This window comes from Streptomyces thermoviolaceus, assembly GCF_045209695.1.
Lineage (GTDB): Bacteria > Actinomycetota > Actinomycetes > Streptomycetales > Streptomycetaceae > Streptomyces > Streptomyces thermoviolaceus.
Genome location: NZ_CP109280.1, coordinates 3,963,158 through 3,986,968, shown reverse-complemented (window position 1 = coordinate 3,986,968; position 23,811 = coordinate 3,963,158). Strand labels below are relative to the sequence as shown.

The following is a 23,811-nucleotide window of genomic DNA, read 5'->3' as shown; positions in this document are numbered from 1 at the left end:
GGGGACCTCGTCGATGTTCGAGACAGTTCTGGTGGCCAACCGCGGCGAGATCGCCGTCCGGGTCATCCGCACCCTGCGCGCCCTGGGCGTGCGGTCGGTGGCCGTGTACTCCGACGCCGACGCGGACGCCCGGCATGTCCACGAGGCCGACACGGCGGTGCGGATCGGTCCGGCGGCCGCGGCCGAGAGCTATCTGTCCACCGAGCGCATCCTGCGGGCGGCCGCCCGCACCGGCGCCCAGGCCGTCCACCCCGGCTACGGCTTCCTCGCGGAGAACGCGAGCTTCGCACGTGCCTGCGAGGCGGCCGGGCTGGTGTTCATCGGACCGCCGGCGGACGCGATCGAGCTGATGGGCGACAAGATCCGCGCCAAGGAGACGGTGCGGGCCGCCGGGGTGCCGGTGGTGCCCGGCTCCAGCGGCACCGGGCTGAGCGACGAGCAGCTCGCCGAGGCCGCCCGCGCCATCGGGATGCCGGTCCTGCTCAAGCCGTCCGCGGGCGGCGGCGGCAAGGGCATGCGGCTGGTGCGCGAGGAGCACCGGCTCGCGGAGGAGATCGCCGCCGCACGCCGCGAGGCCCGCGCCTCCTTCGGCGACGACACCCTCCTGGTCGAGCGCTGGATCGACACGCCCCGGCACATCGAGATCCAGATCCTCGCCGACGGCCACGGCAATGTCGTCCACCTCGGTGAGCGCGAGTGCTCCCTGCAGCGCCGCCACCAGAAGATCGTCGAGGAGGCGCCCAGCGTGCTCCTGGACGAGGAGACGCGGGCCGCGATGGGCGAGGCCGCGGTGCAGGCGGCCCGCTCCTGCGGCTACCGGGGCGCGGGCACGGTGGAGTTCATCGTCCCCGGCGGCGATCCGTCCGCGTACTGCTTCATGGAGATGAACACCCGCCTGCAGGTGGAGCACCCGGTCACCGAACTGGTCACCGGCCTGGACCTGGTGGAATGGCAGCTGCGGGTGGCGGCCGGGGAACGGCTGCCGTTCGCCCAGGAGGACATCGTCCTCACCGGGCACGCGGTCGAGGCCCGGCTGTGCGCGGAGGATCCGGCGCGCGGCTTCCTGCCCACCGGCGGCACGGTGCTGCGGCTGCGCGAGGTGCAGGGCGACGGGGTGCGCACCGACTCGGGGCTGAGCGAGGGCACCGAGGTCGGCAGCGTGTACGACCCGATGCTGTCGAAGGTCGTCGCCCACGGCCCCGACCGGGCGACCGCGCTGCGGAAACTGCGCGCCGCCCTGGCGGGGACGGTCACGCTCGGCGTGCAGACCAACGCCGGTTTCCTGCGCCGGCTGCTGGCCCACCCGGCCGTGGTGGCGGGCGAGCTGGACACCGGGCTGGTGGAGCGCGTCGTGGACGAGCTGGTCCCCGGCGAGGTGCCCGAGGAGGTCTGGGAGGCCGCCGCGGCCGTACGGCTCGACGCACTGCGACCCCGGGCCGACGGCGGCTGGATCGACCCGTTCTCCGTGCCCTCCGGCTGGCGTCTGGGCGGCGAGAGCGAGCCGGTCTCCTTCCATCTGCGGGTCACCGACCCGGTGGAGTACACCCCGCGCGGCACCCACACCGTCACCGACGAGACGGTGTCCGTCACCCTCGACGGCGTCCGCCACACCTTCCACCGCGCCGGCGACTGGCTGGGCCGCGACGGCGACTCCTGGCACGTGCAGGACCACGACCCGGTGGCCGCGTCGCTGCAACGGGCGGCCCACTGTGGCGCCGACTCGCTGACCGCGCCCATGCCGGGCACGGTGACGGTGGTGAAGGCGGCCGTCGGCGACCGGGTGGCCGCCGGGCAGAGCCTGCTGGTGGTGGAGGCGATGAAGATGGAGCACGTCATCTCCGCCCCGCACGCCGGCACGGTCACCCGCCTGGACGTCGCCCCCGGCACCACGGTCGCCATGGATCAGGTGCTGGCGGTCATCGAGCCCGAGGAGGAGACGGCATGAGCACGTCCGGCGACAGCGGCACCCTCGCGCTCGGCCTTCCCATGGCCGTCCCGGCCCCCGGCCTGCCCTCCCGGGTCAGGATCCACGAGGTCGGCCCGCGCGACGGCCTGCAGAACGAGAAGGCGACCGTGCCGACCGAGGTGAAGGCGGAGTTCATCCGCCGCCTGGCCGACGCGGGCCTGACCACGATCGAGGCGACCAGCTTCGTCCACCCGCGCTGGGTCCCTCAACTGGCCGACGCCGAGGAGCTGTTCCCGCAGGTGCGCGATCTGCCGGTGGAACTGCCCGTGCTGGTGCCGAACACGCGCGGGCTCGAGCGGGCGCTGGCACTGGAGGCCACCCGCGTCGCCGTGTTCGCCAGCGCCACCGAGTCCTTCGCGAAGGCCAATCTGAACCGGACGGTGGACGAATCCCTGGCCATGTTCGAGCCGGTGGTGCGGCAGGCCAAGGACGCGGGCGCCCATGTGCGCGGCTATCTGTCCATGTGCTTCGGGGACCCGTGGGAGGGTCAGGTCCCCGTCGAGCAGGTGGTCCGGGTGTGCCGGGCGCTGCGGGACATGGGCTGCGACGAGCTGAGCCTCGGCGACACCATCGGCGTCGCCACCCCCGGCCAGGTGCGCGCTCTGCTGACCGCGCTGAACGAGGCCGGGGTGCCCACCGGCGCCCTCGGCGTGCACTTCCACGACACCTACGGCCAGGCCCTCGCCAACACCCTGGCCGCGCTCCAGCACGGCGTCACCACCGTGGACGCCTCCGCGGGCGGCCTCGGCGGCTGCCCGTACGCGAAATCCGCCACCGGCAACCTCGCCACCGAGGACCTCGTGTGGATGCTGCGCGGCCTCGGCATCGACACCGGGGTCGACCTGGACCGTCTCGTCGCCACCAGCGCGTGGATGGCCGGGCAGCTGGGCCGTCCCAGTCCCTCGCGCACCCTGCGTGCCCTCTCCCACAAGGAGCAGTGATCGAGCATGAACCACCGTCTCACCCCCGAGCTGGAAGAACTCCGCCGCACGGTGGAGGAGTTCGCGCACGACGTCGTGGCGCCCAAGATCGGTGACTTCTACGAGCGGCACGAGTTCCCGTACGAGATCGTCCGCGAGATGGGCCGTATGGGGCTGTTCGGTCTGCCGTTCCCGGAGGAGTACGGCGGGATGGGCGGCGACTACCTGGCGCTGGGCATCGCGCTGGAGGAGCTGGCGCGGGTGGACTCCTCGGTGGCCATCACCCTGGAGGCCGGGGTGTCGCTGGGCGCCATGCCCATCCATCTGTTCGGCACCGAGGAGCAGAAGCGGCAGTGGCTGCCCAAGCTGTGCTCGGGCGAGATCCTGGGCGCGTTCGGCCTGACCGAGCCGGACGGCGGCTCGGACGCGGGCGCCACCCGTACCACCGCCCGCCGGGACGACAAGACCGGGGAATGGGTGATCAACGGCACCAAGTGCTTCATCACCAACTCCGGCACGGACATCACCGGCCTGGTGACGGTGACCGCGGTGACCGGCCGCAAGCCCGACGGCAAGCCGCTCATCTCGGCGATCATCGTCCCGTCCGGCACACCCGGCTTCACGGTGGCGCCCGCCTACTCCAAGGTCGGCTGGTGCGCCTCGGACACCCGTGAACTGTCCTTCCAGGACGTGCGGGTGCCGGCGGAGAACCTGCTGGGCGAGGAGGGCCGCGGCTACGCGCAGTTCCTGCGCATCCTGGACGAGGGCCGTATCGCGATCGCGGCGCTGGCGACGGGCCTGGCGCAGGGCTGTGTGGACGAGTCGGTGAAGTACGCCAAGGAGCGGCACGCCTTCGGCCGGCCGATCGGTGCCAACCAAGCCATCCAGTTCAAGATCGCCGACATGGAGCTGCGGGCCCACACCGCCCGGCTGGCCTGGCGGGACGCGGCCTACCGGATGCTGGCGGGCGAGCCGTTCAAGAAGGAAGCGGCGCTGGCCAAGCTGCACTCCTCCACGGTCGCGGTGGACAACGCGCGCGACGCCACGCAGGTCCACGGCGGCTACGGTTTCATGAACGAGTACCCGGTGGCCCGGATGTGGCGCGACGCCAAGATCCTGGAGATCGGGGAGGGCACGAGCGAGGTCCAGCGCATGCTGATCGCGCGGGAGTTGGGGCTGACGAGCTGAGGGACGGCGAAGGGCTCCGGGGCGCACGGCGTCGCCCCGGACCGGCTTGCGCCCGTCGCCCCGGCCGACCCTCCTCGGGCGGGCCCCCGTTCGTCGGCACCGGTGTCCCGCTCGTCGGACCGGCTTCCGCTCGGGTGCGCCGCCCCCGTCTCGGGCGGGAGCGCGTCGCGGCGGCCTCGCCTGCCCCTCGGCCGGTGGTGGCAGCCGGTCCCCGTGCCGCGCCACTGCGTTCGTCCGCTGCCAGCGAGACGTCTGTTCCCCTTCCAGCGAGGACGAAGGAGGCAACGCGTGGCCCCCACGACCGCACACCCGGGCCAGGCCCCTGACAGGAACGCCGGCCGGCCGAAGGCGGAACGCTCCCCGGCCCTGCTCGACCTGGAGTGCATCCAGTGCGGGGCCCGCCACCCGGTGGCCGACCTGCCCCGTGGCTGTCCCGCCTGCGACGCGGCGGGACGCAACTCCAACATGTTCTGCCGCTACGCGGACGAGGCCCCCCTCGCGGAGCGCGTCCCCTACCCCGGCATCCCGGATCCCGACCAGGGCCCCACGCCGCTCCTGCCCTGGGAGCCGAACGTGTACGTCAAGAACGAGGCGGTGCTGCGGACAGGGTCGCACAAGGACCGCTTCGCGGCCGTGGTGGCAGCGCACGCGCAGGCCGCGGGCTACCGGGCGGTCGCTCTCGGCTCGTCGGGGAACGCGGGTCTGGCCATGGCCGCCTACGCGGCGGAGGCCGGCCTGCGCTGCACCGTCGCGGCGTTCGAGTGGTTGCCGGAGACGACACGCCGGTTCTTCACCGATCTCGGCGCCGACCTGAGAACCTTCGACGACGACCGTGACCGCCTACGGTGCATCCGCGACCTCGCGGACGACCCGGAGACACTGACGGTGTCGAACATCACCGACCCCGTCGTCGGCAGCCACCCCCTGGGCATCGAGGGCTACAAGCACATCGCCTGGGAGATCGCCGACCAGGTGCCGGAGGACGTCGACCACGTCGTCGTCCCGTCGAGCCGAGGGGATCTGGCGTGGGGTATCTGCCTGGGCTTTTGGGACCTGCACCAGGTGACCGGTCGGCCCGTGCCGAAACTGCATCTCGTGGAGCCGTTCCCCCGGCTGTCCGCCGTGCTGGACGGTGCAGCCGTCACCGACCGGTTCCCCGGCGATCACGGGCGGCTGTCCTCCATCGCGGGCTCCAGCACCACCGTCCAGGCGCACCGGGCGGTGACCCTGACCGGCGGGACCGCCACCGTGGTGCCGGACGACACCGCCGATACGTACTACCGCCTGCTGTGCCGCCGGGGACACGTCTGGGAGCGGAGCAGCGTCACCGTGTTCGCCGCCCTGGCGTCGCTGCGGGAGAAGGGCGTCGTCCGCGACGACTCGGTCACCGTGCTGGTGGCGACGTCCCACTTCTTCAAGGGGCTGTGAGTCGGAGGGCTGTGACCTGCCTTCAGGGCGTCCGACATCCGTGACCCCGACCGGCGGACCGATCGTGCCGGCGTCGGCGTCGGCGTCGGCGTCGGCGTCGGCGTCGGCGTGAGCTTGCTCTCTTCCCGCTCCCCTCGGGGCAGAAGATCCGGACGATGCGCGATCCACCCTCTGGACAAGCGATGAGGTTAGGCTAACCTACCTTTCGACCTGTCCGGCGGGCGGGCATGCCGCCCCGTTCGAAAGCAGTCATACCCATGTCCAATGCCCGTGCCACTGTTCTCACCCGCCGCGGCCTGCTCACCGCGGGCGGCGCCCTCGGCCTCGGCGCCGCGCTCGCGGCCTGTGGTGACGGCGACGCGAAAAACGGCGGCACGACGGCGGCCACGTCCGGGGCCTGGTCGTTCAAGGACGACCGCGGCCAGACCGTGAAGGCCGACAAGGTTCCGTCGAACATCGTCGCGTTCGTCGGGGTGGCCGCCGCGCTGTACGACTACGGTATCCAGGTCAAGGGCGTCTTCGGGCCGACGATCACCAAGGGCGGCAAGCCCGATGTGCAGGCCGGTGACCTGCCCGTCGACAAGGTGACCGTCATCGGCAACGACTACGGCCAGTTCAGCATCGAGAAGTACGCGGCCCTGGGGCCCGACCTGCTCGTCTCCACCATGTTCGACGACGCCGGCACCCTGTGGTACGTCCCGCAGGAGTCGGTGAAGAAGATCCTGCAGGTGGGCGCCCCCACCGTCGGCATCTCCGTCTACGACCGGCAGCTGCCCGAGCCGCTGCAGCGGATGCAGGCGCTGGCCGAGTCGCTCGGTGCGGACGTGACCACCGACAAGGTCAAGCAGGCCAAGAAGCGGTTCGAGGACGCGGCCGCCCGGCTGCGCGCCGCCGCCAAGGCCAAGCCCGACATCAAGGTGATGGCCGCCTCCGCCAGCCAGGACCTGTTCTATGTCTCCGGCAGCAACCTCTCCATCGACCTGGAGTACTTCAAGGCCCTCGGCGTGAACCTCGTCGAACCGCCGGAGAGCGCCAAGAAGCAGGGCGGCGGCTGGTACGAGTCCCTGAGCTGGGAGAACGCCGACAAGTACCCGGCGGACATCATCATGATGGACGACCGTTCCTCGGCCATCCAGCCGGCCGACATCACCCAGGCGACCTGGAAGAACCTGCCCGCGGTCAAGGCCGGTCAGGTCATCCCGCGCACCACCGAGCCGATCCTCTCCTACGACAAGTGCGCCCCGCTGCTGGAGAACCTCGCCAAGGCCATCGAGACCGCGAAGAAGGTCTCCTGATCCCCGCGTGCCATCCCGCCCCCTGACACATCCTCAGGAGCAGCCATGACGACGGCCGTAGCCGCCCCGTTCCGTTTCTTCTCCCTCCAGGTCCGACGAACGAGGCGGCTCGGCCCGTCTCTGGTCCGCATCACCTTCACCGGGCCCGATCTGCACGCCCTGCGCTCCCACGGGCGCGACCAGTCCCTGTCGCTGTTCCTGCCGCACCCCGGCCAGAGCGAGCCCGTCGTCCCCCTGGAACACGGTGACGGCTGGTGGCACGCATGGCGGGAACTGCCCGACGACGTGCGGGCGGTGATGCGTTCCTACACCCTGCGCGCGCTGCGCCGCGACGCGCTCGGCGACACCGTCGAGATCGACATCGACTTCGTCCTGCACGGCATCGGCCCGGGCGCCACCGGTCCGGCCGGCCCGGCCTCCCGCTGGGCCGCCCGTGCCGCGGCCGGGGACCGCGTGCTGCTGCTCGGCCCGGCGGTCGCGGACAACCGGGCGATCCGCTTCCGACCGCCCGAGGACACCGGCCCGGTGGTGCTGTGGGGGGACGAGACCGCCGTGCCGGCGGCGACCGCGATCCTGGAGTCCCTGCCCGCCGGCACCCGGGTGCGCGCCTGGCTGGAGGTGCCGCACCGCGGTGACATCCAGGACGTCGCCACCCTCGCCGACGCCGAGATCACCTGGCTGGTCCGGGACACGTCCCTCGCCCCGGACGCCCCCATGGCCCTCGGCCCGCTGAGCGAGACCGCCCTTCCGCCCTCCGCCCGCCCCTATGTCTGGCTCGCGGGTGAGTCCGGCCGGGTCAAGCGGCTGCGCCGTCATCTCGTCGGCGAGCGCGGGATCGACAAGCGGCGCATCACCTTCGTCGGCTATTGGCGGCACGGGCTGACCGAGGAACAGCTGCGCACCCAGGCGTGAGGGACCCGCGACCACCTGCGGCGTGACACCTTTCACGGAGGGGAGACCCCTGTCGTCACGGGTAGTTAGGTTAGGCTAACCTAAGTCGATGTCCGCGAACTCCGCCCGTTCGCCCCGTCACGGACCGTCCCCACAGCCCGGAGGACCCCCATGCGCTCTCACCTGCTCAATGACCTCACCGCGGAGCGGTACCGCCGCGCGGTGACCGAGGGAGTGGAGCGGGTGGCCGCCCAACTCGCCCGGACGGAGAAGCCGTTCACCGGCGTCACGGTCGACGACCTCGCCCCCCTCATCGACCGGATCGACCTGGACCGCCCGCTGCACGACACCACGGCGGCCCTCGACGAGCTGCACGACGTCTACCTGCGCGACGCCGTCTACTTCCACCACCCCCGCTACCTGGCCCACCTCAACTGCCCCGTGGTGATACCGGCGGTGCTCGGCGAGGCCGTGCTGTCGGCCGTCAACTCCTCCCTCGACACCTGGGACCAGTCCGCCGGCGGCACCCTCATCGAACGCAAACTGATCGACTGGACCGCCGACCGCGTCGGGCTCGGCCCCGCCGCCGACGGCGTGTTCACCTCGGGCGGCACCCAGTCCAACCTCCAGGCGCTGCTGCTGGCCCGGGAGGAGGCCAAGAGCGACCACGCGGCGAAACTGCGCGTCTTCACCTCGCAGGCCAGCCATTTCAGCGTGCAGAAGTCGGCCCGGCTGCTCGGGCTGCCGCCCGAGGCGGTGGTGGCGCTCCCGGTCGACCGGGACCAGCGGATGCAGACCGTCGCCCTGGCGCAGGAGCTGCGCGCCTGCCGCGAGGACGGGCTGATCCCCATGGCCGTCGTCGCCACCGCCGGCACCACCGACTTCGGCTCCATCGACCCGCTGTCCGAGATCGCCGAGCTGTGCGCCGAGCACGGCACCTGGATGCACGTGGACGCCGCCTACGGCTGCGGACTGCTGGTCTCCCCCACCCGCCGTCGTCTGCTGGACGGCATCGAGCACGCCGACTCGGTCACCGTCGACTACCACAAGTCCTTCTTTCAGCCGGTCAGTTCCTCCGCCGTGCTGGTCCGGGACGCGGCGACGCTGCGGCACGCCACCTACCACGCCGACTACCTCAACCCCCGCCGGGCCGCCGCCGAGCGCATTCCCAACCAGGTCGACAAGTCCCTGCAGACCACGCGCCGGTTCGACGCCCTGAAACTGTGGATGACGCTGCGCGTGATGGGCGCCGAGGGCGTCGGACGCCTCTTCGACGAGGTGTGCGACCTCGCCCGGGAGGGCTTCCGGCTGCTCGCCACCGACCCCCGCTTCGACGTCGTCGTCGAACCGGCGCTGTCGACGCTGGTCTTCCGTTACATCCCGCGCACGGTCACCGACCCGTCCCGCATCGACCACGCCAACCTGTACGCCCGCAAGGCCCTGTTCGCCTCCGGTGACGCGATCGTCGCCGGGACCAAGGTCGCGGGCCGCCACTACCTGAAGTTCACCCTGCTCAACCCCGAGACCACGGTGGACGACATCACCGCCGTGCTCGACCTGATCGCCGGCCACGCCGAGCAGTACCTGGGAGATTCACTTGACCGCGCGTCCTGAGGACCCGACCGCTCCGTACGACTTCGTGGGGATCGGGCTCGGCCCCTTCAACCTCGGCCTGGCCTGCCTCACCGAGCCGATCGCCGAACTGAGCGGCGTCTTCCTGGAGTCCAAGCCCGACTTCTCGTGGCACCCCGGCATGTTCCTCGACGGCGCCCATCTGCAGACTCCGTTCATGTCGGACCTGGTCACCCTCGCCGACCCGACCTCGCCGTACTCCTTCCTCAACTATCTGAAGGAGAAGGGCCGCCTGTACTCCTTCTACATACGGGAGAACTTCTACCCGCTGCGCGTGGAGTACGACGACTACTGCCGCTGGGCCGCGCACAAGCTCGGCAGCATCCGCTTCGGCACCACCGTCACCGAGGTGACGTACGACGAGTCCGACGAGCTGTACCTGGTGCGGACGGACACCGGGGACACCTACCGCGCCCGCCATCTGGTGCTCGGCACCGGCACCCGGCCCCACATCCCCGAGGCCTGCCGGGACCTGGGCGGCGACGTGCTGCACAACTCCCGGTATCTGGAGCACCGCGAGGCCCTGCAGCGCAAGAAGTCGATCACCCTGGTGGGCAGCGGTCAGTCCGCCGCCGAGATCTACCGGGACCTGCTCGGCGAGATCGACGTCCACGGCTACCGGCTGAACTGGGTGACCCGCTCCCCGCGGTTCTTCCCGCTGGAGTACACCAAGCTGACGCTGGAGATGACCTCCCCGGACTACATCGACTACTTCCACGCCCTGCCGGAGGACACCCGCTACCGCCTCACCGAGCAGCAGAAGGGCCTGTTCAAGGGCATCGACAGCGCGCTGATCGACGAGATCTTCGACCTGCTGTACCAGAAGAACCTCGCCGGCCCGGTCCCCACCCGGCTGCTGACCAACTCCGCCCTGACCGGGGCCGTCCACGAGGACGGCGTCTACACCCTCACCTTCCGCCAGGAGGAACAGGGCACCGACTTCCAGCTGCGCTCGGAGGGCCTGATCCTGGCCACCGGCTACCGGTACAACGAGCCGGAGTTCCTGGCGCCGGTGCGGCACCGGCTGCGGTACGACTCCCGCGGCAACTTCGACATCGGCCGCAACTACGCCGTCGACATCACCGGCCGGGGGGTGTTCCTGCAGAACGGCGGCGTCCACGCCCACAGCATCACCAGCCCCGACCTGGGCATGGGCCCCTACCGCAACAGCTGCATCATCCGCGAACTGCTCGGCAGGGAGTACTACCCCGTCGAGAAGACCATCGCCTTCCAGGAGTTCTCCGTATGACCTTCACCTTCCGCCCCGTCGATCCGGCGGGGGACGCCGCGCTGCTGCACTCCTGGGTCACCCATCCCAAGGCGGTCTTCTGGATGATGCAGGACGCCACGCGGGAGGACGTCGAACGCGCCTACGCGCAGATCGCCGCGGACGAGCACCACCACGCCGAGCTGGGACTGCGCGAGGGCGAACCGGCCTTCCTGATGGAGCACTACGACCCGGCCCACCGCGAGCTGGCCGGGCTGTACGAGGCGCAGCCGGGCGACATCGGCATGCACTTCCTCACCCCGCCCACCGACCGGCCGGAGCACGGTTTCACCCGGGCCGTGATCACCGCCGTCATGACCCGCCTCTTCGAGGACCCCCAGGTGCGCCGGGTCGTCGTCGAACCGGACGTGCGCAACACCGCCGTGCACGCCCTCAACGCCGCCGTCGGATTCGTCCCCGACCGGGAGATCCAGAAGCCGGAGAAGAAAGCCTTGCTGAGTTTCTGCACCCGCGAGCAGTTCACCGCCGCGACGGGGGTGGCCGCATGAGCCTCGCCGACACCGTGGCCCACCTGCACCCCGAGCACTGGGAGCGGGCCAACCGGCTGCTGATCCGCAAGGCGCTCGCCGAGTTCTCGCACGAGCGTCTGCTCACCCCCGAGCCGGACGGCGACGGCTGGGCCGTCCGCAGCGACGACGGCCGGACCCGCTACCGGTTCACCGCCACCCTCCGCGCCCTGGACCACTGGCAGGTGGACGCCGCCTCCGTCACCCGCCTGCGCGACGGCGCCGAGCTGCCGCTGGACGCGCTGGAGTTCTTCCTGGAGTTCCAGGACAGCCTCGGCCTGAGCCAGGACGTCCTGCCGGTGTACCTGGAGGAGATCTCCTCCACCCTTTCCAGCACCTGCTACAAGCTGACCAAGCCGCAGGTGACCTCCGCCGAGCTGGCCGAGCGCGGCTTCCAGGCCATCGAGACCGGGATGACGGAGGGGCACCCCTGCTTCGTCGCGAACAACGGCCGGCTGGGCTTCGGCATCGAGGACTACCTGGCGTACGCCCCGGAGACCGCGCACACCGTCAAACTGGTGTGGCTGGCGGCACACCGCTCGCGGGCCGCGTTCACGGCCGGTGCCGGCCTCGACCACGACTCCTTCCTGCGGCAGGAGCTGGGCGAGGAGACCGTCGCCCGCTTCCGGGGCGTGCTGCGCGGGCAGGGCCTGGACCCGGACGACTACCTGTTCCTCCCGGTCCACCCCTGGCAGTGGCGCAACAAGCTGACCGTCACCTTCGCCGCGGAGGTGGCCCGCAGGAACCTCGTCGTCGTGGGCGAGAGCGAGGACGACTACCAGGCGCAGCAGTCCATCCGGACCTTCTTCAACACCTCGCACCCTGAGAAGCACTACGTCAAGACGGCCCTGTCGGTGCTCAACATGGGTTTCATGCGCGGTCTGTCGGCCGCGTACATGGAGGCCACCCCCGCCATCAACGACTGGCTCGCCGGGCTGATCGAGAGCGACCCGGTGCTGAAGTCCACGGGACTGACCATCCTGCGGGAGCGGGCGGCCGTGGGCTACCGGCACCTGGAGTACGAGCGGGCCACCGACCGGTACTCCCCGTACCGCAAGATGCTCGCCGCGCTGTGGCGGGAGAGCCCGGTGCCGTCCCTCGAAGAGGGCGAGCAGCCGGCGACGATGGCCTCGCTGCTGCACGTGGACCACGAGGGCCACGGCTTCGCGGCCGCGCTGATCGCCCGCTCCGGCCTGGCCCCCGCCGAGTGGCTGCGCCACTATCTGCGGGCCTACTACACGCCGCTGCTGCACAGCTTCTACGCCTACGGGCTGGTGTTCATGCCGCACGGCGAGAACACCATCCTGGTGCTGCGGGACGGGGTGGTACGCCGGGCGGTGTACAAGGACATCGCCGAGGAGATCGTGGTGATGGATCCGGACACCGAGCTGCCGCCCGAGGTGGCGCGGATCAAGGCCGAGGTCCCGGAGGACATGCGGCTGCTGTCGCTCTTCACCGACGTCTTCGACTGCTTCTTCCGCTTCCTCGCCGCGCAGCTCGCCGCCGAGGGCGTGCTGGCCGAGGAGGACTTCTGGCGCACGGTCGCCGAGGTCACCCGGGAGTACCAGGAGGCCAACCCGCGGCTCGCCGACCGCTTCCGCCGGTACGACATGTTCACCCCGAAGTTCGCGCTGTCCTGCCTGAACCGGCTGCAGCTGCGCAACAACCGGCAGATGGTGGACCTGGCGGACCCCGCCGGCGCGCTGCAGCTGGTGGGCACCCTCCGCAACCCCATCGCGGGTCTGTAGGAACCCACGGACACACGGGCGCCCCGCGGTACGGTCCCGCGGGGCGCCCGTCGTCGTGCCTCCGGGTCAGGCGGACGGCCAGGGCACCTGCGGGGAGCGGTAGTAGCCGATGCCCAGGGCGTCCCAGCGGGGCGCCTGTGCGGCCAGCCGGACCTTGTAGGTGTCCCAGTCGTGCGTGGCCGCCGGGGACCAGCCCAGCTCGGCGGCGCCGGGCAGCCGCGGGAAGGCCATGTAGTCGAGCTCGTCGGAGGTGGACAGCGTCTCCGTCCACAGGGCGGCCTCGACGCCCTTCACCGCGGACGCGGGCACACCGGGCAGGTAGCTGCCCGGGTCCCAGTCGTAGGAGCGCTGCACCTCGACGTAGCCGGCCCAGGACTTGCCCAGCGGGGTGTCCGGTGTGTACTTCATGTCCACATAGATACGGTCGGCCGGGGACAGGATCACCCCGGTGCCGTTGCGGGCGGCCCTGGCCACCTGTTCCTTCTCTGAGTCGCTGGTGGAGTCCGTGCCCCAGTACTGCACCAGGGCGCCCTCGGCCGGGGTGGTGGCGGTGAGCTGGTGCCAGCCGATGACCGTCTTGCCGTACGTGGCGACGATGGGCTGCACCCGGTCCATGAACGTCACATAGTCCTCGTGGCTGGTGGAGTGGGCCTCGTCACCGCCGATGTGCAGATAGCGGCCGGGGGTGAGGGCGGCCACCTCCCGGATGACGTCGTCCAGGAAGGTGTAGGTGATGTCCTTGTCCACGCACAGCGAGCTGAAGCCGACGCTGGTGCCGGTGTACAGCGGGGGCGCCACGCCGTCGCAGTTGAGTTCGGCGTAGGAGGCGAGGGCGGCGTTGGTGTGGCCGGGCATGTCGATCTCGGGGACGACCTCCAGATACCGGGAGGCGGCGTACCGGACGATCTCCCGGTAGTCGTCCTTGGTGTAGTAGCCGCCCGGGCCGCCGCCGACCTGGGTGGAGCCGCCGTAGGTGGCCAGGCGCGGCCAGGAGTCGATGGCGATGCGCCAGCCCTGGTCGTCGCTGAGGTGCAGGCGCAGCGTGTTGAACTTGTACAGGGCGATCTCGTCGATGTACCGCTCGACCTGCTCGACGGTGAGGAAGTGACGGGCGACGTCCAGCATGGCTCCGCGGTAGGCGTAGCGCGGACGGTCCTCGACAGTGCCGCCCGCGACCAGCCAGGGGCCGGGCTGCGGAGTCCTCTTCTCCACGGCGGGCGGCAGCAGCTGGCGCAGGGTCTGCACGCCGTGGAAGAGCCCGGCCGGTGCGGCGGCGGTGATGGTCACCCCGGCGGGGCGGCTGTCGAGCCGGTAGCCCTCGGTGCCGTAGGGGCCCTCGGCCAGCTTCAGCCGGATGCCGGCCGGTCCGGAGGTGACCAGCGGCAGCGGGTAGCCGGTGGAGGGCCGCAGGATGTCCGCGAGGTAGGTGCCGACGCGGCGGGCCTCCTCACCGCCGTCGACGCGGATGCGGGTGGCGGCCGTGATGCGGTACGGGCTGCCGCCCGGGCGGACCGCTGCCGGTGCCGGGATCACCTGGTCCAGCGGGGTCGCGGCCGCCGTGCCGCTCGCCTTGCCGGGTGCGGCCCCGGCGGTGACGGCCCCGGCCGCGGCCACCAGCAGCAGCGCACCGAGGACGCGGGCCAGCCGGCCGGTACGGGAATGGCGGGGAGTCGTTCTGTGGTGCCGTCTCACATGCGCTCCCTTCACGCGGAGACCGGGGCCTGAGGGCCCCGACGGGTGCAGACCACTTTCCCGCTCCGGCCGTGGCACGACCCCTTCCTGACGGAAATACGCCGTGAAGAGGGCGCGGGGTCGTGCCGCGGTGACGCACCCGGCGGGGGCGTGCACGCGACCGGGTGAGGGGGCAGAGGCCGCCCGGCACCGTGGCGCCGGTGACCCGGTGACGGCGGCCGGGCAGGACGGCACGGCGGCCGGCCCGGGCCGGCTGTGCCCGTGGCCGGGCGTGCGGTGCCGCGGCGCGGGTGCGGCACCGCACGCCGTGGCGGCTCACTTGGCCCGACGGGCCACCGTGAAGTGGTCGACCTGCTCGCCGGTCTCGGCGATGCCGCGCACGGTCAGCGTGGCCCAGCGGCCCTTGGGGGCGGGGGTGACGTCCACGCGGAGGAAGGAGTAGTCGAGGTAGCGCACGCGCGACCAGGCGACCGTCTCCTTCTGCTGCGCCCCGTCGGCGAGGCAGACGAAGGAGGGCACGGACTCGATGTCCTTCTCGTGGCCCTCGTAGGACTGCTCGGCGCTGAACCCGTACAGGCTCTTGCCGGCCGCGCCCGCGGTGACGTAGACCACGCCGTCGGTCTCCGGGTAGGCGGTGCCGCCGATCGGCAGCGTCTTCGCGACCCGGTTGCCCTTGATCACGTCGGTGCGCTCGTAGACGTGGTTGTGGCCGTTGATGACCAGGTCCACGGTGTACTTCTCGAACAGCGGCACCCACTCCTTGCGCACGCCGCCCTCGGAGGCGTGCGAGGTGGAGGTGCAGTAGGCGCAGTGATGGAAGAAGACGACGACGAAGTCGATGTCCTTCGACGCGCGGTACTTCTTCAGTTGCGCTTCGAGCCATTTCGTCTGCGTTCCGCCGGAGATGCCCAGGTTCGCCGGGATCTCGAAGGAGACGTCGTTGGCGTCGAGGGAGATGACGGCGGTGTTGCCGTGGACGAAGGAGTAGACGCCCGGCAGGTTCGTCCGGTCGGGGCCGTTGTCGGGCAGCGTCCAGCGGGCCTGCTCGCCGCCGTAGCCGTTCGGCGAGTACCAGGCCTCCATGTCGTGGTTGCCGTAGGAGACCATCCACGGGACCTGCTTGGCGACGGACTCGGTCTGGTACAGGAACTGGTCCCACACCCGGGAGTCGAAGCCGCCGTCGGAGGTCTTGCCCGCGCCGGCCGGGTCGGCGTAGGCGATGTCGCCGGCGTGCAGATGGAAGGCCGGGTTCTGGCCGAGGATCAGGGCGTCGTTGGCCAGGCCGTGGTAGCCGACGCCCTGGTCGCCGAAGGCGGTGAAGGTGAAGGGCGCCTTGTGGGCGGGGGCGGTGGTGAAGGTGCCCAGCGTGCCCAGCAGATGGCGTTCGGCCGGGTCGAAGCCCCGGTGGCCGACGCCGTAGTAGTACGTGCGGCCGGGGCGCAGGTGGGTCAGTCTGGCGTGCAGGTAGTACTGGGTGTGATCGCCGCTCGCGCCGACACCGGCCGGGGTGTGCAGGGTGCGGACCTCGGCCGGGATCTTCCGGGACAGCTCCCAGGGGCTCGCGCCGATGCGGATGAAGGGCTCGTCGACGGCGGTCGGCACCTGCCAGGAGACCGTCATCTCGGTGCGGGGGTCGTTGCCGTAGGCGAGGTGGCGGCCGAAGGGGGCGACGAGGGCGCCGTCGGCCTTCGGTGCGGCCGGAGCGGCGCTCCGGGCGGGCGCGGCCTGTGCGGTGGCACCCGTCACATACGCACCGCCGACGACGGCCCCCAGGGTGACCGCGCCGCCTGAGATCATCGCGCGCCGCGAGAATCTGGCGCGCAGGTACTCGTGCTGCTCGGCCATGCTCATGCGCGCGGCGAGCTTCTCGGGAACTCCCATGCGTGGAACGTCCATGGCGTCTGAAAATGGCCCATGTCCGCGACGGGACACGGGACGGCACATGGACGGCACACGAACGGGAGTGCACAAGACTCCGAACGGCCGCCTGCCCGAAATCGGGCAAGATTCTTGCGAAAGCGACCCCGTTCCTTCAGGATCTACCGGGTGCACGAGGAACTGGTTGATCACCTGGCGCGGTCCACGCCCCTGAGCCGGGGCGAGGCGCTGCGCGTCATCCAGGACGTGCTCGCCTACTTCGACGAGACGACCGAGGAGTTCGTCCGTCGCCGCCACCGCGAGCTGCAGGCCCAGGGGCTGGTGAACGCGGAGATCTTCGAACAGATCAGGGCGGATCTGCAGTACCGGGCGGTGGCTCCGCCTCAGCTGTCGCTGCGCCAGCTGCGCCGCATCGTCTACGGCTAGGGCGCCGTCACCGGCCGGAGCACCACCCGCGGCCGCGGTCCGATCCGCGGCCGCGCCACCATCGAGGACCAGCGGAGGAATACACCTGTATGTGCGGAATCGTCGGATACATCGGCAAGCGTGATGTCGCTCCGCTGCTTCTGGAGGGCCTGCAGCGACTGGAGTACCGCGGCTACGACTCGGCGGGCATCGTCGTCAGCTCGCCGAAGACGCCCGGCCTGAAGATGGTCAAGGCCAAGGGCCGGGTACGCGACCTGCAGGCGAAGGTCCCGGCGCGCTTCAAGGGCACCGTCGGCATCGCCCACACCCGCTGGGCCACCCACGGCGCCCCCTCCGACGTGAACGCCCACCCGCACTTGTCGGCCGACCAGAAGGTCGCCGTGGTGCACAACGGCATCATCGACAACGCCGCCGAGCTGCGCCGCAAGCTGGAGGCGGACGGTGTGGAGTTCCTCTCGGAGACCGACACCGAGGTCCTCACCCACCTGATCGCGCGCTCCGAGGCCACCTCGCTGGAGGAGAAGGTCCGCAGCGCCGTGCGCCTGATCGAGGGCACCTACGGCATCGCCGTGATGCACGCCGACTTCCCGGACCGGATCGTGGTGGCCCGCAACGGCTCCCCGGTGGTGCTCGGCATCGGTGAGAAGGAGATGTTCGTCGCTTCCGACATCGCGGCGCTGGTCACCCACACCCGTCAGGTCGTCACCCTCGACGACGGCGAGATGGCGACCCTCACCGCGGACGACTTCCGCACCTACACCACCGAGGGCACCCGCACCACCGCCGAGCCCACCACCGTGGAGTGGGAGGCCGCCAGCTACGACATGGGCGGCCACGACACCTACATGCACAAGGAGATCCACGAGCAGGCCGAGGCCGTGGACCGGGTGCTGCGCGGCCGGATCGACGACCGGTTCGCCACCGTCCACCTGGGCGGCATCAACCTCGACGCCCGTGAGGCGCGCGCGGTGCGCCGGGTGAAGATCCTCGGCTGCGGCACCTCCTACCACGCGGGCATGATCGGCGCCCAGATGATCGAGGAGCTGGCCCGCATCCCCGCCGACGCCGAGCCGGCCTCCGAGTTCCGCTACCGCAACGCGGTCGTGGACCCCGACACCCTGTACATCGCCGTCTCGCAGTCCGGTGAGACCTACGACGTGCTGGCCGCCGTGCAGGAGCTGAAGCGCAAGGGCGCGCGGGTGCTCGGCGTGGTCAACGTGGTCGGCTCCGCCATCGCCCGCGAGGCCGACGGCGGCATCTATGTGCACGCCGGCCCCGAGGTGTGCGTGGTCTCCACCAAGTGCTTCACCAACACCTGCGTCGCCTTCGCGCTGCTCGCGCTGCACCTGGGCCGCATCCGCGACCTGTCGGTGAGCGACGGCAGGCGGATCATCGAGGGTCTGCGCAAGCTGCCCGAGCAGATCTCCGAGATCATGAAGCTGGAGGCGGAGATCGAGGAGCTGGCCAAGAGCTACGCCGACGCCCGCTCCATGCTCTTCATCGGCCGCGTCCGGGGCTACCCGGTGGCCCGCGAGGCCTCCCTGAAGCTGAAGGAGGTCTCCTACATCCACGCCGAGGCCTACCCGGCCTCCGAGCTGAAGCACGGTCCGCTGGCCCTGATCGAGCCCGCCCTGCCGACGGTGGCGATCGTGCCGGACGACGACCTGCTGGAGAAGAACCGCGCGGCCATGGAGGAGATCAAGGCCCGCAACGGCAAGATCCTGGCCGTCGCCCACCAGGAGCAGGAGAAGGCCGACCGCACCATCGTCGTGCCGAAGAACGAGGACGAGCTGGACCCGATCCTGATGGGCATTCCGCTGCAGCTGCTCGCCTACCACACGGCGCTGGCGCTCGGCCGGGACATCGACAAGCCGCGGAACCTGGCGAAGTCGGTGACGGTGGAGTAACGGCACCCTCGCTTCGCGAGCGGCCCTCCGCGCACCACGGGCGCGGAGGGCCGCTTCCTCTGGTGGGCCGGGGCCGCCCATCCCCCGGCCCGCGCTGCCTCAGCCGGCGGCCGTCACCCCCCGGCCGGCAGCGCGCCGCGGACGAGCAGCGGGCCCGTGGACGTCGGTCCCGGGCGGGCCCGAGGAGCCGTGGCACGGCGGGGGCACGCCGGGCCGACGGCCGGCGGAGGGACGAGCAGGGCGAGCCGGCGGCCGGCGACGGCGGTGTCTCGCAGCGGGGCATCGTGGGCCACGGCGGGCTCCCTTCGTGCCGTGCGGTGGTGCGGTGACCGGTATATGCCCGGCACATGGGCGCGAACACCTCTACGGGCCGGTAAGTCTCGGGGCGTGAAGGGGGGTTGAGGAGTGCGGTCGCCCCCGCCCGCGCACGGCCCCGCACCGGGGGCGCACGAGGCGCTCAGGGGCGAGCGAAGAGGCGCACCGGAGGGGCACCGCGGCACGCATCACCCCGGCGCACGATGCGTGCGGAACGGTAGAGGCGTCGGGCTCGCCCTGGCGGAAGATCCGGTGCCGGACCGTCACAACCGGGGCGTGGGCCCGGCAGCGCCGCGCATCGGGTCCGTCAGGGCCGGCAGGGCCGTGCGTCGGGTCCGTCAGGGCCGGTTCAGGGGATCACCACGACCGGCCGCCGCGCCCGCTTGGCGAGCCGGCCGGCCACAGAACCGAAGAGGCGGCCCACGATGCCGTGCGTCGACCCCACGACGATCGCGTCCGCCTCGTACTCCTTGCCGACCTCTTCGAGTTCGTGGCAGATGTCACCACCGCGCTCGACGAGGATCCACGGCACCTCGGCGAGATGGTCCGCACAGGCCAGCTCCAGGCCGAGCACCTCGGTGCGATGGTCCGGCACGTCCACGAAGACCGGAGGCTCGCAGCCGGCCCACACCGTGGTGGGCAACCGGTTGGCCACGTGCACGATGATCAGTCCCGACCGGGACCGGTGGGCCATGCCGACGGCGTAGGCGAGGGCCCGTTCGCTGGACAGGGATCCGTCGAAACCGACGACGACGCCGTGCTTGAACGCCGGATCGCAGGAGTGGCGTGGCTCTTCGTGACCCGCCAGGGGGTCGGCCGCCGTGGGATCGGCGACCGGCCGCTTGCGGTCCGCGGGTTCGGGGAATTCGTGACCGGCCATGGCTGTCTCGGCGTTGTGATCCTTCGTTGGGGACGACAGTCTGCGGCGGAGCTGTGTCCGGGAATGGTCTTCCCGTCCCCATACCCTGAAGAGTACGGCGGCACTCCTGTGAAGCCCAGATCCCGCGCACTCTCCGTGGCGGTTTCCCGGAGCATGCACGACCGGCGCCCGGAACGCAATGGTTGCTGCCTCGTACAGGTGGTTTGCGGGGGAATCACGTGTCGTCGCGGGTCCGTCACGTACCGCTTCCGGGTGAGGCGGTCGACTGCGCACCGTGACCGGGTGGCAGCAGGGGCGGTGCCGGCGGTCACCGTGCGGTCGCCGGTGGTCACGATGCGGCCGCTGCTCCGGGTGCGCCGGTGACCGTGGGGCCGCAGGAGCACGACCGCGTCCGCACCCCCGAACGCCCCCGGCGAGGCGCATCCTGCCCGTCGCACCCTCGGACCGACGGCGACCGGCGGCACTCACCGGGGCCCGCCAGGCACCGCACCGGACGCCGGATCGCGAGAATCCTGTCGGCCGGCTGACCGGTTTCCGCACACACGCCCGTAACTTTTCGGCCAACTTCTTGAAGGTGTGCATCATCCGGCCGAAGTACCCCTCACCCCCCGATCGACCTGCACGGAAAGGGTCGCGGACGGCGTGCGCACCCTACGGGGATTGGCCACTGCGACAAGGCGCACTTCCCTGCGCGGCCGTGGAGTGCCACGCTTCGTGATCGACTGCTTCACGCCAAGTTGCCATGTCGACAATGTGGCGGGTGCCGAACCGGCCACCGTGGCACGGCGGAAGGCAGTAGATTCGATCTTGACTGTCTTACGGCGGGGGACTCGTGCAGGACCGAGGGGAAACGTGCAGGAGCGACACAACCGAGGAGCCGCGACCACCGAGGGGGGCTTAGCAGGATGAGCCACGACTCCACTGCCGCGCCGGACGCCGCGGCCCGGAAGCTGTCCGGGCGACGGCGCAAGGAGATCGTCGCGGTGCTGCTGTTCAGCGGCGGCCCCATCTTCGAGAGTTCCATACCTCTGTCGGTGTTCGGCATCGACCGCCAGGACGCCGGCGTGCCGCGCTACCGCCTGCTGGTGGCGGCCGGCGAGGAGGGCCCGCTGCGGACCACCGGCGGCCTGGAACTCACCGCGCCGTACGGATTGGAGGCGATCGCGCGGGCGGGCACGGTCGTCGTGCCGGCCTGGCGCTCGATCACCGCGCCGCCGCCCGAGGAGGCGCTGGAGGCGCTGCGCCGGGCGCACGAGGAGGGCGCCCGCATCGTCGGGCTGTGCACCGGCGCGTTCGTGCTGGCCGCCGCGGGTCTGCTGGACGGCCGTCCGGCCACCACCCACTGGATGTACGCACCGACGCTGGCCAAGCGCTATCCGTCGGTGCACGTCGATCCGCGTGAGCTGTTCGTCGACGACGGCGACGTGCTGACCAGCGCGGGTACGGCGGCCGGGATCGACCTGTGTCTGCACATCGTGCGCACGGACCACGGCAACGAGGCGGCCAACGCGCTGGCCCGCCGCCTGGTGGTCCCGCCGCGCCGCTCCGGCGGGCAGGAGCGCTACCTGGACAGGTCTTTACCGGAGGAGATCGGCGCCGACCCGCTCGCCGAGGTCGTCGCCTGGGCGCTGGAACACCTCCACGAGCAGTTCGACGTGGAGACCCTGGCGGCACGCGCCTACATGAGCCGCCGTACGTTCGACCGCCGCTTCCGTTCGCTCACCGGCAGCGCGCCGCTGCAGTGGCTGATCACCCAGCGGGTGCTGCAGGCGCAGCGGCTGCTGGAGACGTCCGACTACTCGGTGGACGAGGTCGCCAGCCGGTGCGGCTTCCGCTCCCCGGTGGCGCTGCGCGGCCACTTCCGGCGGCAGCTGGGCTCCTCGCCGGCCGCCTACCGGGCGGCCTACCGGGCGCGCAGGCCGCAGGGCGAGCGGTCCGGCGAGAACGAGGCGGCGGCGCACCCGGCGTCCGGCGGCGCGCCGTCCGCGGTGCCGGTTCCGACCGGGCACCTGCCCGGTGTGCCGCAGCCGTCCGGCCCGGCGTCGTCCCTGCACGGGGACGGCCCCCTGCCGCACCAGGGCCGCCGTACCCCGGCGGCGCTGTCCGGCAGCCTGCCGGGCCAGCGCGGCAGCTGACCCGGACGGACGCTCCGGGGGCGGGGGCGGCGGGCGGCGGTCCCGCCGCCCCCGCCCCGTCCCCGCACCGCGGGACCCGGGTGCGGCGGCTCGCCGTAAGGTGAGACATATGAACGATCGCATGGTGTGGATCGACTGCGAGATGACCGGCCTCTCGCTGTCCGACGACGCGCTCATCGAGGTGGCCGCCCTCGTGACCGACTCCGAGCTGAACGTGCTCGGCGAGGGGGTCGACATCGTCATCCGCCCGCCGGACGCGGCGCTGGAGACGATGCCGGAGGTGGTGCGTCAGATGCACACCGCGTCCGGCCTGCTCGACGAACTGGCCGGCGGAACGACCCTGCAGGAGGCCGAGGAGCGGGTCCTCGCCTACGTACGGGAGTACGTCAAGGAGCCCGGCAAGGCCCCGCTGTGCGGCAACTCGGTCGGCACCGACCGCGGCTTCCTGCTGCGCGACATGCCGACGCTGGAGAGCTACCTCCACTACCGCATCGTGGACGTGTCCTCCATCAAGGAACTGGCCCGGCGCTGGTACCCGCGGGCGTACTTCAACAGTCCCGAGAAGAACGGCAACCACCGGGCCCTGGCCGACATCCGCGAGTCCATCGCGGAACTGCGCTACTACCGGGAGGCCATCTTCGTCCCGCAGCCCGGTCCGGACTCCGACACCGCCAAGGCGATCGCAGCGAAGCACGTCCTGCCTGCTCAGCAGGGCTGACAAGGCGCGCCGGAGGGGTGCCGCTGGATATGTGCGCGAGCACCCCTTCGGACCCTGTACACTTTTTCTCGGCCGGTCGGGGAAACCACGAAGCAGTCAACCGCCGGTCGTGGTGGGTGTAGCTCAGCTGGTAGAGCACCTGGTTGTGGTCCAGGATGTCGCGGGTTCGAGTCCCGTCACTCACCCTGAGTCAGGGAGCCCCTGATCCGCTCGGATGCGGGTCGGGGGCTTTCTCGTTCCTCCGTGTGGCCGAAACGTGGCCGTGTCGCGGCTGCACACCGCCGGTTCCTCCGCTGCCCGCGGCACCGCGCACACGAACCCGGTGACGCACACGAGCACCGCCCCTGCCCCGTACGGATCGCCCTCGCCCCGGCCAGGGCCTACGGTGCCCGGGTGCGGCCGGCCCGGGCCGTCGGCCGGCACCCTGCGGAGGTCCCCGTGCTCGCCGAACCCGTCCGCACCGACCGTCTGGATCCGGTGCCTCTGCGGGTCGAGCACGCCACGGAGATGGCCGGGGTGCTGTCCGATCCGGCGCTGTACACCTTCATCGGGGGCACGCCCTGGAGCGCGGCCGAGCTGAGGGAGCGTTACGCCCGGCTCGTCGCCGGCTCCCCCGACCCGCACGTGTCCTGGTGCACCTGGGTGCTGCGGCTGCGGGCCGAGGGGCGGCTGACCGGGACCGTGCAGGCCACGGTCGCCGAGCGCCCCCAGGCCACGGTCGCCGAGCGCCCCCAGGCCACGGTCGCCGAGCGCCCCCAGGCCACGGTCGCCGGGGTCGCCTGGGTCGTGGGCACCGGCCGGCAGGGCCGCGGTCTGGCCACGGAGGCGGCCCGCGCGCTGGTCGGTGCGCTGCGCGGGCACAGGGTGCGCACGGTCCTCGCCCGCATCCGTCCGGCCCACCACGCCTCCGCCGCCGTCGCCCGTGCCGCCGGTCTCGCCCCGACCGGCGAACTGCACGACGGGGAGATCACCTGGCGGCTGGACCTTGCCGGGTGAGG

At 71.5% G+C, this 23,811-nt stretch carries 18 protein-coding genes and 1 tRNA gene; 16 read left to right on the top strand and 3 right to left on the bottom strand.

Going from position 1 to position 23,811, the window contains the following annotated elements; genetic code table 11:
* Positions 1–13: 13 nt before the first annotated feature.
* The 10 genes from OG899_RS17480 (at position 14) to OG899_RS17435 (ending at position 12,862) form a co-directional block, all read left to right on the top strand.
* Positions 14–1,945 (top strand): biotin carboxylase N-terminal domain-containing protein, encoded by a 1,932-nt coding sequence (locus OG899_RS17480; protein ID WP_125498925.1) that lies wholly within the window; start codon positions 14–16, stop codon positions 1,943–1,945.
* Entirely contained in the window at positions 1,942–2,907 is a 966-nt protein-coding gene (locus OG899_RS17475) for a hydroxymethylglutaryl-CoA lyase (protein WP_125498924.1), read from the top strand. The genes OG899_RS17480 and OG899_RS17475 overlap by 4 nt, the downstream gene beginning before the upstream one ends.
* A gap of 6 nt (positions 2,908–2,913) precedes the next feature.
* The gene (locus OG899_RS17470; protein WP_189427971.1) at positions 2,914–4,074 is read left to right on the top strand and encodes an acyl-CoA dehydrogenase family protein; all 1,161 of its coding nucleotides are present in this window, start codon (positions 2,914–2,916) and stop codon (positions 4,072–4,074) included.
* A gap of 288 nt (positions 4,075–4,362) precedes the next feature.
* Positions 4,363–5,502: a PLP-dependent lyase/thiolase gene (locus OG899_RS17465; RefSeq protein WP_125498922.1), complete on the top strand. Its 1,140-nt coding sequence runs from the start codon at positions 4,363–4,365 to the stop codon at positions 5,500–5,502.
* Between the two features lie 257 nt (positions 5,503–5,759).
* Positions 5,760–6,797 carry an ABC transporter substrate-binding protein gene (locus OG899_RS17460; RefSeq protein WP_189427972.1) on the top strand — a complete coding sequence of 346 codons (1,038 nt, stop codon included), beginning with the start codon at positions 5,760–5,762 and terminating at the stop codon, positions 6,795–6,797.
* 45 nt (positions 6,798–6,842) lie between these two features.
* The gene (locus OG899_RS17455) at positions 6,843–7,709 is read left to right on the top strand and encodes a siderophore-interacting protein (protein ID WP_168132371.1); all 867 of its coding nucleotides are present in this window, start codon (positions 6,843–6,845) and stop codon (positions 7,707–7,709) included.
* Between the two features lie 150 nt (positions 7,710–7,859).
* A complete protein-coding gene (locus OG899_RS17450) occupies positions 7,860–9,302 on the top strand; it encodes an aspartate aminotransferase family protein (RefSeq protein WP_189427973.1) in 1,443 nt (480 codons plus the stop codon).
* Entirely contained in the window at positions 9,286–10,569 is a 1,284-nt protein-coding gene (locus OG899_RS17445) for a lysine N(6)-hydroxylase/L-ornithine N(5)-oxygenase family protein (RefSeq protein ID WP_189427974.1), read from the top strand. Before OG899_RS17450 ends, OG899_RS17445 begins: the two co-directional genes overlap by 17 nt.
* The gene (locus OG899_RS17440; RefSeq protein ID WP_125498918.1) at positions 10,566–11,096 is read left to right on the top strand and encodes a GNAT family N-acetyltransferase; all 531 of its coding nucleotides are present in this window, start codon (positions 10,566–10,568) and stop codon (positions 11,094–11,096) included. Before OG899_RS17445 ends, OG899_RS17440 begins: the two co-directional genes overlap by 4 nt.
* The gene (locus OG899_RS17435; RefSeq protein ID WP_125498917.1) at positions 11,093–12,862 is read left to right on the top strand and encodes an IucA/IucC family siderophore biosynthesis protein; all 1,770 of its coding nucleotides are present in this window, start codon (positions 11,093–11,095) and stop codon (positions 12,860–12,862) included. The genes OG899_RS17440 and OG899_RS17435 overlap by 4 nt, the downstream gene beginning before the upstream one ends.
* Before the next feature lie 66 nt (positions 12,863–12,928).
* Here OG899_RS17435 and OG899_RS17430 read toward each other — a convergent pair whose 3' ends face one another.
* Positions 12,929–14,554 carry a beta-N-acetylhexosaminidase gene (locus OG899_RS17430; protein WP_125498916.1) on the bottom strand — a complete coding sequence of 542 codons (1,626 nt, stop codon included), beginning with the start codon at positions 14,552–14,554 and terminating at the stop codon, positions 12,929–12,931.
* 315 nt (positions 14,555–14,869) lie between these two features.
* On the bottom strand, positions 14,870–16,435 hold the full coding sequence (locus OG899_RS17425; protein WP_185867898.1) for a metallophosphoesterase family protein: 1,566 nt from the start codon (positions 16,433–16,435) through the stop codon (positions 14,870–14,872).
* A gap of 165 nt (positions 16,436–16,600) precedes the next feature.
* Here OG899_RS17425 and OG899_RS17420 point away from each other — a divergent pair, with 165 nt between their 5' ends.
* Positions 16,601–16,858 (top strand): hypothetical protein, encoded by a 258-nt coding sequence (locus tag OG899_RS17420; protein WP_125498914.1) that lies wholly within the window; start codon positions 16,601–16,603, stop codon positions 16,856–16,858.
* Between the two features lie 89 nt (positions 16,859–16,947).
* A complete protein-coding gene (gene glmS, locus OG899_RS17415; RefSeq protein ID WP_125498913.1) occupies positions 16,948–18,765 on the top strand; it encodes a glutamine--fructose-6-phosphate transaminase (isomerizing) in 1,818 nt (605 codons plus the stop codon).
* Between the two features lie 664 nt (positions 18,766–19,429).
* Here the strand turns inward: glmS and OG899_RS17410 are convergent.
* Positions 19,430–19,960 carry a universal stress protein gene (locus tag OG899_RS17410; RefSeq protein ID WP_125498912.1) on the bottom strand — a complete coding sequence of 177 codons (531 nt, stop codon included), beginning with the start codon at positions 19,958–19,960 and terminating at the stop codon, positions 19,430–19,432.
* Between the two features lie 905 nt (positions 19,961–20,865).
* Between OG899_RS17410 and OG899_RS17405 the strand changes: the two genes are divergently transcribed.
* From OG899_RS17405 to OG899_RS17390, 4 genes are all read left to right on the top strand, one after another.
* On the top strand, positions 20,866–22,095 hold the full coding sequence (locus OG899_RS17405; RefSeq protein ID WP_125498911.1) for a helix-turn-helix domain-containing protein: 1,230 nt from the start codon (positions 20,866–20,868) through the stop codon (positions 22,093–22,095).
* A gap of 109 nt (positions 22,096–22,204) precedes the next feature.
* Positions 22,205–22,813: an oligoribonuclease gene (orn, locus tag OG899_RS17400; RefSeq protein WP_125498910.1), complete on the top strand. Its 609-nt coding sequence runs from the start codon at positions 22,205–22,207 to the stop codon at positions 22,811–22,813.
* A gap of 112 nt (positions 22,814–22,925) precedes the next feature.
* Positions 22,926–22,998, top strand: a tRNA-His gene (locus OG899_RS17395).
* Between the two features lie 253 nt (positions 22,999–23,251).
* A complete protein-coding gene (locus tag OG899_RS17390) occupies positions 23,252–23,809 on the top strand; it encodes a GNAT family N-acetyltransferase (RefSeq protein ID WP_189427975.1) in 558 nt (185 codons plus the stop codon).
* The last annotated feature ends 2 nt before the right edge of the window (positions 23,810–23,811 follow it).